At 71.5% G+C, this 12106-nt stretch carries 12 protein-coding genes; 8 read left to right on the top strand and 4 right to left on the bottom strand.

Features of this window, described 5'->3' with window-relative positions; translation table 11 throughout:
* Window positions 1–2: 2 nt before the first annotated feature.
* Entirely contained in the window at window positions 3–722 is a 720-nt protein-coding gene (locus BCR15_RS07575; protein WP_068751594.1) for a cobalt-precorrin-6A reductase, read from the bottom strand.
* Between the two features lie 32 nt (window positions 723–754).
* On the opposite strand from BCR15_RS07575, the gene cobT reads away from it, so the two are divergent.
* Genes cobT through pyrE form a run of 3 tightly spaced genes read left to right on the top strand, consistent with a single transcriptional unit; the run spans window position 755 to window position 3108 of the window.
* Window positions 755–1810, top strand: coding sequence for a nicotinate-nucleotide--dimethylbenzimidazole phosphoribosyltransferase (gene cobT, locus BCR15_RS07570; protein ID WP_068751593.1), 1056 nt, complete (start codon window positions 755–757; stop codon window positions 1808–1810).
* A gap of 39 nt (window positions 1811–1849) precedes the next feature.
* Window positions 1850–2569: a sortase domain-containing protein gene (locus BCR15_RS07565; protein WP_068751592.1), complete on the top strand. Its 720-nt coding sequence runs from the start codon at window positions 1850–1852 to the stop codon at window positions 2567–2569.
* Window positions 2566–3108, top strand: coding sequence for an orotate phosphoribosyltransferase (pyrE, locus tag BCR15_RS07560; protein WP_068751591.1), 543 nt, complete (start codon window positions 2566–2568; stop codon window positions 3106–3108). Before BCR15_RS07565 ends, pyrE begins: the two co-directional genes overlap by 4 nt.
* Here the strand turns inward: pyrE and BCR15_RS07555 are convergent.
* Both BCR15_RS07555 and aceA read right to left on the bottom strand, forming a co-directional pair.
* Window positions 3101–5320 carry a malate synthase G gene (locus BCR15_RS07555; protein WP_218058947.1) on the bottom strand — a complete coding sequence of 740 codons (2220 nt, stop codon included), beginning with the start codon at window positions 5318–5320 and terminating at the stop codon, window positions 3101–3103. The two genes, pyrE and BCR15_RS07555, sit on opposite strands and share 8 nt — an antisense overlap.
* A gap of 34 nt (window positions 5321–5354) precedes the next feature.
* Entirely contained in the window at window positions 5355–6629 is a 1275-nt protein-coding gene (gene aceA, locus BCR15_RS07550; protein WP_068751590.1) for an isocitrate lyase, read from the bottom strand.
* A gap of 139 nt (window positions 6630–6768) precedes the next feature.
* On the opposite strand from aceA, the gene BCR15_RS07545 reads away from it, so the two are divergent.
* The 4 genes from BCR15_RS07545 (at window position 6769) to BCR15_RS07530 (ending at window position 10719) form a co-directional block, all read left to right on the top strand.
* Window positions 6769–8241, top strand: a complete 1473-nt coding sequence (locus BCR15_RS07545) for a helix-turn-helix transcriptional regulator (protein WP_068751589.1) — start codon at window positions 6769–6771, stop codon at window positions 8239–8241.
* 72 nt (window positions 8242–8313) lie between these two features.
* Window positions 8314–9081 (top strand): LemA family protein, encoded by a 768-nt coding sequence (locus BCR15_RS07540; RefSeq protein ID WP_141680069.1) that lies wholly within the window; start codon window positions 8314–8316, stop codon window positions 9079–9081.
* Window positions 9082–9435: 354 nt separating this feature from the next.
* The gene (locus BCR15_RS07535) at window positions 9436–9978 is read left to right on the top strand and encodes a YceI family protein (protein ID WP_068751588.1); all 543 of its coding nucleotides are present in this window, start codon (window positions 9436–9438) and stop codon (window positions 9976–9978) included.
* Window positions 9979–10071: 93 nt separating this feature from the next.
* Window positions 10072–10719 (top strand): TrmH family RNA methyltransferase, encoded by a 648-nt coding sequence (locus BCR15_RS07530; protein ID WP_068751587.1) that lies wholly within the window; start codon window positions 10072–10074, stop codon window positions 10717–10719.
* On the opposite strand, the gene BCR15_RS07525 is transcribed toward BCR15_RS07530, so the two are convergent.
* The gene (locus BCR15_RS07525) at window positions 10709–11119 is read right to left on the bottom strand and encodes a cyclophilin-like fold protein (RefSeq protein ID WP_141680068.1); all 411 of its coding nucleotides are present in this window, start codon (window positions 11117–11119) and stop codon (window positions 10709–10711) included. The two genes, BCR15_RS07530 and BCR15_RS07525, sit on opposite strands and share 11 nt — an antisense overlap.
* 101 nt (window positions 11120–11220) lie before the next feature.
* On the opposite strand from BCR15_RS07525, the gene BCR15_RS07520 reads away from it, so the two are divergent.
* Window positions 11221–12093: a helix-turn-helix transcriptional regulator gene (locus BCR15_RS07520; RefSeq protein WP_068751585.1), complete on the top strand. Its 873-nt coding sequence runs from the start codon at window positions 11221–11223 to the stop codon at window positions 12091–12093.
* Window positions 12094–12106 lie beyond the last annotated feature (13 nt).

Raw genomic sequence — 12106 nt, 5'->3', positions numbered from 1 at the left:
GCTCACCCCAGCCAGGTCAGCGCGCCCGCGACGTCGGCCACCTCGGGCACCCCCGCGGGCGCCGCCGGCCGCCGGATCATGACGACGGCGGCGCCCCGCTCCGCGGCCACGCTCAACTTCGCGTCGGTGTGCGCACCGCCCGCGTCCTTGGCGACGAGGACATCGATGCCGTGCGCCGCCATGAGCTCCCGCTCGCCGTCCAGCGTGAACGGCCCGCGGCTGGTGACGAGCGTCCACCGCGCGGGCAGGAACGCGACGGGCGGCTCGGCCACCCGGGCCAGCACGTCCGCGTCGGCGAGGTCGGCGACGTAGTCAGCGGTGTGCTGGCGGCCGACGGTGAGGAAGGGCCGGGCGCCCAGGGCGGCGGCGCGGCGGGCGGCCTCGCCATGCCCGTCGACCCAGTGCCAGCTGCCCGCCGACGGATGCGACGCCCAACTCGGGCGGACCAGGCGCAGCAGCGCGACGCCCTCGGCGGCGCAGGCGGCCGCGGCGTTGCGCGACATCACGGCGGCGAACGGGTGGGTGGCGTCGACGACCGCCGTCACGCCGTGCTCACGCAGGTAGCCGCGCAGGCCCTCGACCCCGCCGAACCCGCCCAGGCGCACCTGGCCCGCGGTCAGGGGGTCGCGCGTGCGGCCGGCCAGCGACAGCACCGCGGCGCGCCCGGTCAGCGCCTCAGCCAGCCGGCGGCCCTCCGCGGTGCCGCCCAGGATCAGGATCACCGCTCCATCCAACCATCCCCGAAAGGACGCCCATGACCCTGCTCGACGACACCCTGTCGGCCATCGTCCCCGCCTCCGCGGAGGCGCTCGCCGCCGCGGAGGCGCGCCAGCTCCGCCTCACCAAGCCGGCGGGCAGCCTCGGCCGGTTGGAGGAGATCGGCAACCGGCTCGCGGCCATCGCCGACGCCTGCCCACCGCCGCTCCCGGCCCGGGCGGTCATCGGCCTGTTCGCCGGCGACCACGGCGTCTGCGCTCAGGGCGTCAGCCCCTGGCCGCAGGAGGTCACGGTCCAGATGGCGCTCAACATCGCGTCCGGGGGCGCGGCCATCAACGCGATCGCCCGGCAGGTCGGGGCCGAGGTGTGGGTGACCGACGTCGGCGTCGCGGCCGAGGTGCCCGAGCACCCCGGGATCCGCGCCCGGAACGTGCGCCGCGGGACCCGCGACTTCACCGTCGAACCCGCACTCACCCGCGACGAGGCCCGCGCCGCCCTCGAGGTCGGCATCGAGGCCGCGAACGAGGCCATCGACGCCGGCGCCGACGTGCTGCTCACCGGCGAGATGGGGATCGGCAACACCACGCCGGCCAGCGCGCTGATCGCCGTGTTCTCCCGCCTGCATGTCACGACCGTCACCGGACGCGGGGCGGGGGCCGACGACGACATGCTGACCAGGAAGGTCCGGGTCATCGACGACGCCCTCACCCTTCACCGTCCGGATCCGGCGGACCCGCTGGGAGTCCTCGCGGCTGTCGGCGGGCTCGAGCACGCCGCGCTGGCGGGCTTCATCCTCGGCGCGGCGGCCCGCCGGATCCCCGTCATCATCGACGGCGTCATCGCGGCCTCCGCGGCCTGCGTCGCGGCCGGGTTCGACGAGTCGGTCACCGGCTACCTCATCGCGGGGCACGCCGGCGTGGAGCCCGGCATCAAGGCCGCCCTCACCTGGCTGGACCTCCAGCCGCTGGTGGACCTCGACCTGCGCCTCGGCGAGGGCACCGGCGCTGCCCTGGCGCTGCCGACCGTCCAGGCCGCGGCCCGCATCCTCAGCGAGATGGCCACGTTCGACTCCGCGGGCGTCGCCGAGGGCTGACGGTCCGCCGGCCCGGGCGGGTAGGGAAGAATGGGCCGCATGGAAGCCAAGCGGGCCGCCGACGGCGCGAGTGTCACGCGCTCCCGCCGTCGGCTGTCCCCGGCCGTGCTCGTGGCCATCGCGGTGGTCACGGCGCTCCTGGCCGCCGGCGGATACCTCGCGTGGCAGGTCTACGGCACCACCTGGCTGGCCCGCGACCGCGCCGCCGGCACCGTCGCCGAGCTCCGCGCCTCCTGGGCCGCCGCGACACCGACCCCCACCCCGACGCCCGACGCACCCGACGCCGACCCCCAGGTCCCCGTCCCCGCACTCCCTGAGCCCGGCGAGGCAGCGTGGATCCTGCGCATCCCCTCGCTCGGCGTCGAATGGCCCGTCGTGTCCGGCGTCGAGGGCCGCCTGCTGACGGAGGCCGTCGGCTGGTACCCGTCGACGGCGCTGCCCGGCCAGGTCGGCAACACGGCCATTGCAGGGCTCCGGCTGACGAACGGGGCGCCGTTCGAGCGGCTCCTCGAGCTGCGGGAGGGCGACGAGGTGATCATCGACACGGCCACCGCCACGTTCACCTACCGCATCGTGCTCGCCCCCGCGGAACTCACCGTCCAGGCCGACGAGTCCTGGGTCCTCGACCCGGTGCCCGGCGAGCCCGATACGGTGCCCAGCCAGGCACTGCTCACCCTGACCACCCACGAAGACCTCATCGACACGCCGGACCGCAGCGTCGGCTTCGGCGTCCTGGAGAAAGCGGAAACCACGAGATGACCGATCGCAGCGACCTCATCGCCCACATCAAGGACCTGGCCGTCGTGCACGGCCGCGTGACCCTTGCCTCAGGCAAGGAGGCCGACTACTACATCGACATGCGCCGCGTCACGCTCGACGGCGCCGCCTCGCCCCTGGTGGGGCGCGTCATGAACGAGCTGGTCGCGGACCTCGACTTCGACGCCGTCGGCGGCCTGACCCTCGGCGCGGACCCCGTCGCGACGGCGATGCTGCACGCGCGCGCGGCTGCCGGCGGCCGGCTCGACGCCTTCGTCGTGCGGAAGTCCGCCAAGGAACACGGCATGCAGCGTCGCATCGAGGGCACCGACGTCGCGGGGCGGCGGGTGCTGGTCGTCGAGGACACATCCACGACGGGCGGCTCGGCCCTCACCGCGGTCGAGGCCGTGCGCGAGGCGGGGGGTGAGGTGGTCGCGGTGGCGGTCGTCGTCGACCGCGGAACCGGCGCCGCCGAACGGGTCGGCGACGCCGGTCTCGAGTACCGCTACGCGGTCGATCTGGCGGATCTGGGACTCAGCTGAGCCGGTAGCGCGCCTTGTACTCGCGCCGCCTGCGATGCAGGATCGGCTCCGTGTAGCCCGACGGCGACCACGTCCCCTGGACCACCAGGTCCCGCGCCGCGCACCAGGCGATCGAGTCCTCGAACGAGCCGCCCTCGCGGGGCGTCATCGGGCGATAGGTGCGGTCGCCCGCGTTCTGGGCGTCCACGACCGCCGCCATCCGCTTGAGCGACTGCAGCACGTACTGCTCCGAGACGATCCCGTGCCGGATCCAGTTGGCGAGCATCTGCGAGCTGATGCGGCACGTGGCCCGGTCCTCCATGAGCGAGGTGTCGGTGATGTCGGGCACCTTGGAGCAACCGACGCCCTGATCGATCCACCGCACGACATAGCCGAGGATCGACTGGCACGAGTTGTCGACCTCCTCCTGCCGCTCCTCGGGGCTCCAGCGGGTGCTGGTGGCCAGGGGAATCTCCAGCAGGTCGTCGCGGGTGGCGCGGCCCCCGCCGGCCGCGATGCCCGCCTGCCGCTCCCTGGCGTCGACGCGGTGGTAGTGCGTCGCGTGCAGGGTGGCCGCGGTGGGGGAGGGGACCCACGCCGTCGTCGCGCCCGAGGCGGGATGCCCGATCTTCTCGGCGACCATCTCGGCCATGAGGTCCGTCTTCGCCCACATCCCCTTGCCGATCTGCGCCCGCCCGGGGAGGCCGCACGCGATGCCGACGTCGACGTTCCAGTCCTCGTAGGCCCGCATCCAGGCCGCCTGCTTCATCTCGGCCTTGCGGATCATCGGCCCGGCCTCCATCGAGGTGTGGATCTCGTCGCCGGTGCGGTCGAGGAACCCGGTGTTGATGAAGATGATCCGGTCCGCAGCCTGGGCGATGCAGGCCGCGAGGTTCACCGTCGTGCGCCGCTCTTCGTCCATGATGCCCATCTTCAGCGTGGTGCGCGGCAGGCCGAGGACGTCCTCAACGGCGGCGAAGAGGTCGGAGGTGAACGCGACCTCGTCCGGGCCGTGCTGCTTCGGCTTGACGATGTAGATCGAGCCGGTGCGGGAGTTGGCGCGCCGGGCGTCGGCCCGGAGGCCGGGCATGGCGCACAGGCTGGTGACGAGCGCGTCGAGGATCCCCTCGGGCAGCTCCTGCCCCTCGTCGTCGAGGACCGCGGGCGTCGTCATGAGGTGGCCGACGTTGCGGCACAGCATCAGCGCGCGTCCCGGCAGCCGCAACTCCGTCCCGTCGGGACGAGTGAAGCGGCGGTCGTCGGCCAGCGTCCGGGTGAACTGCCGCCCGCCCTTGCTCATCTCCTCGATCGCCGTGCCGTCGTTGAGCTGCAGCCACGTGCGGTACGCGACGACCTTGTCCGGCCCGTCGACGGTGGCCACGGAGTCCTCGAAGTCCATGATCGCGGTGACCGCGGACTCGAGGACGATGTCATCGATGCCGGCCGGATCCTCGCGGCCGATGCGGCCCTGCCGGTCGATCCGCAGTTCGAGGTGGAGGCCGTGGTGGGCGAGCAGGATCGCGTCCGGGGCGCCGGGCTCGCCCTGGAAGCCCGCATACGTGTCGGGGTCGGCAAGGCCGACGATCTGCCCGGACGACAGCATCGCCTCGAACACCCGGCCGGCCCGGTAACCGGCCACGTCGGTGTGCGAACCGGACGCCAGCGGCGCGACGGCGTCGAGGAACTCGCGTGCCCAGGCGATGACCTTCGCGCCCCGGACCGGGTTGTAGCGACCCTCCCGGCCGGCGCCGTCGCCGTCGTCGATGACGTCGGTGCCGTAGAGGGCGTCGTACAGCGACCCCCAGCGCGCGTTCGCGGCGTTGATCGCGAATCGGCGGTTCGTGACGGGGACGACGAGCTGCGGGCCTGCGACCTCGGCGATCTCCCGGTCGACGCCCGTGGTCCGCGCGGCGACCTCGGTTGCCTCGGGGAGCAGATAGCCGATCCGGGTGAGGAAGCTGCGGTAGTGGCCCGCGTCGGGCCGTCCGGGATGGGCGCGGTGGAACTCGTTGATGGCCTGCTGGAGGCGCCGCCGCTCCTCCAGCAGTGCGCGGTTGCGGCCGGTGAACCGGTCGAAGACCTCCTCGAACCCCGCCCAGAAGCGCTCCCGGTCCACGCCTGCCACGGGCAGGGCCTCCCGGTCGAGGAAGTCGACGAGGGTGCGGTCCACCCACAGCCGCCCGACGGGGGCGTGGGTGGCGTGCATGGCGGGCGCTGTGATGGTCATCGTCATGGCGGTGCTCCTTCGGGGATCGAGGTGGGTGGGGTCAGAACTGCGCGGACTCGGTGGAGTCCTCGAGTGCCGTGGTCGAGCTGGCGGGGTTGATGGCGGCGGCGATGGTGTCGAAGTAGCCGGTGCCGACCTCACGCTGGTGCCGGGTCGCGGTGTAGCCGCGCTCCTCGGCGGCGAACTCGCGCTCCTGCAACTCGACGTAGGCGCTCATCTGGCGGGTGGCGTAGCCCTGCGCCAGGTCGAACATCGAGTAGTTGAGGGCGTGGAAGCCGGCCAGCGTGATGAACTGGAAGGCGTAGCCCATGGCGCCCAGTTCGCGCTGGAACTTCGCGATGGTGGCGTCGTCGAGGTGCTTGCGCCAGTTGAACGACGGGGAGCAGTTGTAGGCCAGCAGCTGGTCGGGGTGCTCCGCCTTGATGGCCTCGGCGAACGTGCGGGCCGCCTCCAGGTCGGGGACGCCGGTCTCCATCCAGAGCAGGTCGGCGTACTTCGCGTAGGCCTTGCCGCGGGCGATGCTGGGCTCCATGCCGGGCCGGACCTTGTGGAAGCCCTCGCTCGTGCGCTCGCCGGTGAGGAACTCGCGGTCGCGCTCGTCGACGTCGGAGGTGAGCAGCGTCGCGGCCTCGGCGTCGGTGCGGGCGATGATCACCGTCGGGACGCCCGCGACGTCAGCGGCGAGGCGGGCGGCGTTCAGGGTCCGCTCGTGCTGCTGGGTCGGGATCAGCACCTTGCCGCCGAGGTGGCCGCACTTCTTCTCCGACGCCAGCTGGTCCTCCCAGTGCACGCCCGCGGCGCCGGACGCGATCATGGCCTTCATGAGCTCGTAGGCGTTGAGCGTGCCGCCGAAGCCGGCCTCGGCGTCGGCGACGATGGGGACGAGCCAGTCCTCGACGGTGCGGATGCCTTCGGCGTGCTCGATCTGGTCAGCGCGCAGCAGGGCGTTGTTGATGCGCCGGACCACCTGCGGAACGGAGTTGGCGGGGTAGAGCGACTGGTCGGGGTAGGTGTGGCCCGAGAGGTTGGCGTCGGCGGCGACCTGCCAGCCCGACAGGTAGATGGCCTTGAGGCCGGCCTTCACCTGCTGGACGGCCTGGTTGCCGGTCAGCGCGCCCAACGCATTGACGAAGTCCTCGCTGTGCAGCTGTTCCCAGAGGCGCTCTGCACCGCGACGGGCGAGCGTGTGCTCCTCCTGGACTCGCCCGCGGAGCCGGACGACGTCCTCGGCGCTGTAGTCGCGCTGGACGTTGCTCCAGCGGGGGTTGATCTTCCAGTCGTACTTGAGGAGTTCTGCGGACATCGGGTCGGTCATCGGGGTGGTCCTTTCCGGTGGTGGCGGCTTCACTGCTCGCCTCGTCGTCGGGTGATGGACCCATCGTCGGCCCCCGCATCCGACAGTTGAGAAGAAATTCCCGGTGAAGAAACGCAGAAATTCCGCTACTGTCAACTTCGTGACTGTCGACGACGACACCCCCGCCCCTGCCGGGCAGGAACCCGGCTCTTTCGACCCCTTTTCCCTCGGCCGCCGCCTGCGCCACCTGCGCAAGGAGCGCGGCCTGACGCTGGCCCAGGTCGCCGAGGCGGCGGGACTCGCGTCGTCGCAGCTGTCGCTGCTGGAGAACGGGAAACGCGAGGCCAAGGTCTCCCACCTGCAACGCCTGGCGGCCGTCTACGGCGCGACGCTCGGCGACCTCACCGCCGCCGTGCCGAGCCGGCGCGCCCAGCTGGAGATCGAACTCGAGCGGCTGATGCGTTCGCCCCTGGCCAGGGCGAAGGGGCTGCCTGTCGTGCGGATCTCGCCCCGCATGCCGATGGAGGTCCTCGAGGCGCTGGTGGCGCTGCACCGGGAACTGGCGCACGACGCCGCCGAGCGCATGGCCACCCCCGAGGAGGCGCGGCGCGCCAACGCCCAGCTGCGCGACGAGATGAGGGCGCGCGACAACTACTTCGGCACGATCGAGCAGGAGGCCGCCACGCTGCTGCGACGGTGCGGCTACGTGGCGGGCCCGCTGTCGCAGCACCTCATCGGGGAGATCACGGCGCACCTGGGGTTCACGCTGCACCACGTCGGCGACCTGCCGCACTCCACGAGGTCGGTCATGGACCTGAGGTCCAAGCGGATCTATCTGCCGACCAGCAGTTCCCGCGAGCACGAGCCGCGCTCGGTCCTCCTGCAGGCGCTGGGGCACCACATCCTCGGGCATGCCCCGCCCGCGAACTACGGCGAGTTCCTCCGGCAGCGGATCGAGACGAACTACTTCGCCGCCGCTCTCCTGCTGCCTGAGGAGCCCACCGTCCGCTTCCTGCAGGAGGCCAAGGCGCGCCGCGAGCTGGCGCTCGAGGACCTCCGCGACGCCTTCGCGGTCAGCTACGAGGCCGCGGCGCACCGGTTCACCAACCTCGCGACCGTGCACCTGGACATCCCGGTCCACTTCCAACGCGTCCACGAATCGGGGACCATCTACAAGGCGTACGAGAACGACGGCGTCGCGTTCCCCAAGGACAACCTGGGGGCCATCGAGGGCCAGCCCGCCTGCCGGTACTGGACATCGCGCGAGGTCTTCGACGTCGCGGACAAGTTCAACGCGTTCAACCAGTACACCGACACCCCGACGGGCACGTTCTGGTGCACGGCACGCGTCGAGCAGACCTCGACGGGGGCCTTCTCCACCGGGATCGGGGTCCGCTATCGCGACTCGAAGTGGTTCCGGGGCCGCGACACCCGCGAACGCTCGGTGTCGCGGTGTCCCGATCCGACGTGCTGCCGTCGCGCTCCGGCCGACCTGTCGTCGCGATGGTCGGGTCACGCGTGGCCGAGCGCCCGCACCCACGCACACCTGCTGGCCGCGCTGCCGCCCGGCACCTTCCCCGGCGTCGACGACACAGAGGTGTACCAGTTCCTGGACGCCCACCAGGGCGCCTGAGCTGGCTGGCGTTGCTGCGCCTGATTCGCCGCCTGCGCTACCGTGAACTCGACCGAACAAGGAGACATTGCCGTGGACACTGTCCTGATCATCCTCATCGTGCTGGTGGTCCTCGCGCTGGCCGTGGTCCTGTGGGGGGTGGGCGCGTACAACGGTTTCGTGCGCAGCCGCAACCTCATCCAGGAGTCCTGGCGCCAGATCGACGTCGAACTCAACCGCCGCTACGAGCTGATTCCCAACCTCGTCGAGACCGTCCGCGGTTACGCGGCGCACGAGCGCAACACCCTCGAGCAGATCACCGCGCTGCGCAACACGGCGCGCTCGCTCGCCACGCAGACCCACGGCCAGCCCAGCGAACAGCGCGCCGCCGTCGAGGCCGAACTGACGACCGCGGTGCACAACCTGCTGGTCTCGGTCGAGGCGTACCCGGATCTGAAGTCGAACACGAACTTCCTCGAGCTGCAGCGCGAACTGACCGACACCGAGGACCGGATCGCGGCGTCGCGGCGCTTCTACAATGCGAACGTCCGCGACTACAACACCCGGATCGAGTCCGTGCCGAGTAACATCATCGCGGGCTTCGCGAAGTTCGAGAAGGCCACCTACTTCGAGGTCAACGACCCGATCGTGCGGCAGGCGCCCGACGTCAACTTCGGGGAGATCTCCCAGCGACCCGCCGCCGCCCCCGAGTCGCAGCAGCAGATCCAGGCCCCGCGGACCGACGCCGGGGCGCAGCCATACCAGCCCCCGCAGCGGGCGCAGCAGCCGGACGTCCAGCCCGCCGATGCGCCCCCGCCGCAGCAGGAGCCGGGCGGTTATCGCCCCCCGTACACCAGCTGATCGAGGCTCGCACCGAGACCCGCCCCCGTCCGGGGCGGGTCTCGTCGTCTCCGTCGCCGTCCCCCCCGCGGCGCCTGCCCTATCTCCCGGCGCCTGCTCTAGAGCGCAGGCGCATGAACGCGAGGCAGGTGCGAGCGCGGCGCCTGTCCTATCTCCCGATGCCTGCTTAGAGCGCAGGCGCATGAGCGCGAGGCAGGCGCGAGTGTGACGCCTGCGCTCAAGGACAGGCGTCGGCACGTGAGGCAGGCGCCGGGCCCGAGCCCAGGCAGGGAAAGGAAGAATTTCAAGCATCTAGTTGACATTTCAACAAGGGCTACGTAGTGTGGTGTCCACAGCCAAGAAAGGACCACACCTATGAACCTCAACGAGCTCAACGGCACCTACGTCATCGATCCCACCCACAGCACCCTGTCCTTCGTGACCCGCCACGCGATGGTCACCAAGGTCCGCGGCTCCTTCGAGAAGTTCGAGGGCCAGGCCATCGTCGACGCCGCCAACCCCGCCGCGACGCAGCTGACCGTCACCATCGACGCCGCCTCCATCAACACCCGCAACGCCGACCGCGACGCGCACGTCCGCTCCGCCGACTTCTTCCACGTCGAGGAGTACCCGACCTGGACCTTCGTCGGCACCGGCTACGCGGTCAAGGGCGACGTCGTCGAGGTCACCGGTGACCTGACCATCGCCGGGACCACCCGCTCCATCACCATCCCGCTCGAGTACCAGGGCGCGGCCAAGGACCCCTTCGGCAACACCCGCGTCGGCTTCGAGGGCTCCACGCAGGTCAACCGCTCCGACTTCGGGCTGACCTGGAACGCCGCGCTCGAGACCGGCGGCTTCCTTGTCTCCGACAAGGTCACCATCGAGGTCGAGATCTCGGCCATCCAGCAGGCCTGACCCGCCACGCGGCGACAGCGCCCCGGCCTTCGCGGTCGGGGCGCTGTCGCGCTCCCGGTTGCCGCCGCGCGCCGGGGCGGGCAAGCTCGCCCTGTGACCGAGACCGTCGACGACCCCACCGCGCCCACCGTCGGCGTGGGTCCGCACCCCGAGCCGTGGCCCGACGACGACCGCCTGGACCCGGCGCTGCTGGCCGAGGGCGACCGCCGCAATGTGGTCGACCGCTACCGCTACTGGCGGATGGAGGCGATCGTCGCCGATCTGGATCGCACGCGCGTGCCGCTGCACGTGGCCATCCAGAACTGGGAGCACGACTTCAACATCGGGTCCATCGTCCGCACCGCCAACGCCTTCAACGTCGCGGCGGTGCACATCGTGGGCCGCCGGCGATGGAACCGCCGCGGCGCCATGGTCACCGACCGCTACCTCCACGTCCTCCACCACGACGACGAGGCCGCCCTTCTGGCCCACCTGGCAGGGGAGGGGCTCACGCCGATCGGGGTGGACAACCTGCCAGGATCGGTCCCGCTGGAGACCGCCCGACTGCCGGAGCGGTGCTGCCTGGTGTTCGGGTCCGAGGGCCCGGGCCTGACCGACGCCATGGTCGCCGGCTGCGAGCGGCTCGTCGCGATCACGCAGCGCGGCTCGACCCGCTCGATGAACGCAGGGGCCGCCGCCGCCATCGCGATGTACCACTGGTCGCTCCAGCACTCCGCGCCGACGCCGCCCCTCAGTCGTTGACCGTAGGCACAAGCGCAACCAGGCAGTCCTGCACGCAGCCGGCGAGGTCATCGAGGCCGGAGGTCACGCGCCCGACGGCTAGGAGTTCCTCGCCGCCCGTGCCTCGACGGTCATGGAGGAACACGACGAGCGCCTGCGCCTCAGGCGCGTAGCCGACATCCCCCGCCTCAGGAGCCGTGAGCCGCCGAGCCTCATCGAGGGAGAGGGGAGCCGGGAGAGGGGCGACGTGGGCGGTGCCCATGCGGTCGGCGAACCGCAGGGTCCCCGGCAGGACGACGTCGGATCCTGCATGGATCCTCACTGTCGACTGCGGGACGGCGGACACCTCCGGGAAGGCGGCGCAGGACGTCGTGACGAGTGTGACGGCCATGGCCAGGAGGGACATCGTGATTCGGCTCATGCCTACCAGTGCACGCGAGCGCAGGCGAAAGGGGGAGTCCCGGGTGTGACGTGCCCTGGCAGGGTATCCCTCCGCCGTGCTGACCGGCCTACCCTGGCGACATGGACAACCGGTCTGAGGTGCGCGAGTTCCTGATGTCGCGGAGGGCGCGAGTGGAACCGGAGATGGTCGGACTGCCGCGCATGGGAGGGCGTCGGGTCCCCGGCCTGCGGCGAAGCGAGGCGGCGACGCTGGCCGGCGTCAGCGTCGAGTACTACTCCCGGCTGGAGCGGGGCGCCATCGCGGGGGCGTCGACGGCCGTCCTCGACGCTTTGGCGCGGGCGTTGCTCATGGACGACGCCGAGCGTGAGCACCTGCATCGTCTGGCCCGTCAGGCCGGCGACGGAGCCCCGAGGCGCAGAGGGCGGCCTCTGGACCGGTGGCGCCCCTCGCCGAGCATCCAGTGGGTGCTCGACTCCATGGCATCGGCCGTCGCCATGATCGGCAACGGGCGGACCGACCTCCTGGCGTGGAACGCGTTGGGTGGGGCGCTCATGGACGAGATGATCGCCAACGCCGGCTCACGTCCGCCGAACTTCGCCCGCTACCTCTTCCTCGACCCGGGGTCACAGACGTTCTACCCGGACTGGGAGAAAGCTGCCGCCGTCAATGTCGCCATGCTGCGGACCGAAGCCGGCCGCGACCCCCACGCCAGCGCGCTCCAGGACCTGGTCGGCGAACTGTCCACCCGCTCCGAGACCTTCCGGCGTCTCTGGGGTCAGCACGACGTCTGGCAGCACGAGTCGGGAACGAAGCGGTATCGGCACCATGCGGTCGGCGACATGGAACTGCACTTCGACGGGTTGGATCTCGTCGGCCAACCGGGCGCCCAAATGACCGTCCTGACTGCGGCACCGGGTTCCCGCGACGCCGACACCTTGCGGCTACTCGGCCCCTGGGCATCAACGCGCGACGTCTCCGTTCCTCAGCGCTGAGTCCGCGGCCGCT

It is taken from the genome of Tessaracoccus lapidicaptus (assembly GCF_001693815.1).
GTDB lineage: Bacteria > Actinomycetota > Actinomycetes > Propionibacteriales > Propionibacteriaceae > Arachnia > Arachnia lapidicapta.
Note: the sequence above shows the minus strand (reverse complement) of the source record. Positions and strands in the feature narration are given on the sequence as shown.

What these genes read in the sequence shown, in the direction of transcription:
- cobT (WP_068751593.1), top strand. Translation starts at nt 755, where the DNA reads ATGACCCTGCTCGACGACACCCTGTCGGCCATCGTCCCCGCCTCCGCG.
- BCR15_RS07565 (WP_068751592.1), top strand. Translation starts at nt 1,850, where the DNA reads ATGGAAGCCAAGCGGGCCGCCGACGGCGCGAGTGTCACGCGCTCCCGC.
- pyrE (WP_068751591.1), top strand. Translation starts at nt 2,566, where the DNA reads ATGACCGATCGCAGCGACCTCATCGCCCACATCAAGGACCTGGCCGTC.
- BCR15_RS07555 (WP_218058947.1), bottom strand. Translation starts at nt 5,320, where the DNA reads ATGACGATGACCATCACAGCGCCCGCCATGCACGCCACCCACGCCCCC.
- aceA (WP_068751590.1), bottom strand. Translation starts at nt 6,629, where the DNA reads ATGACCGACCCGATGTCCGCAGAACTCCTCAAGTACGACTGGAAGATC.
- BCR15_RS07535 (WP_068751588.1), top strand. Translation starts at nt 9,436, where the DNA reads ATGAACCTCAACGAGCTCAACGGCACCTACGTCATCGATCCCACCCAC.
- BCR15_RS07525 (WP_141680068.1), bottom strand. Translation starts at nt 11,119, where the DNA reads ATGAGCCGAATCACGATGTCCCTCCTGGCCATGGCCGTCACACTCGTC.
- BCR15_RS07520 (WP_068751585.1), top strand. Translation starts at nt 11,221, where the DNA reads ATGGACAACCGGTCTGAGGTGCGCGAGTTCCTGATGTCGCGGAGGGCG.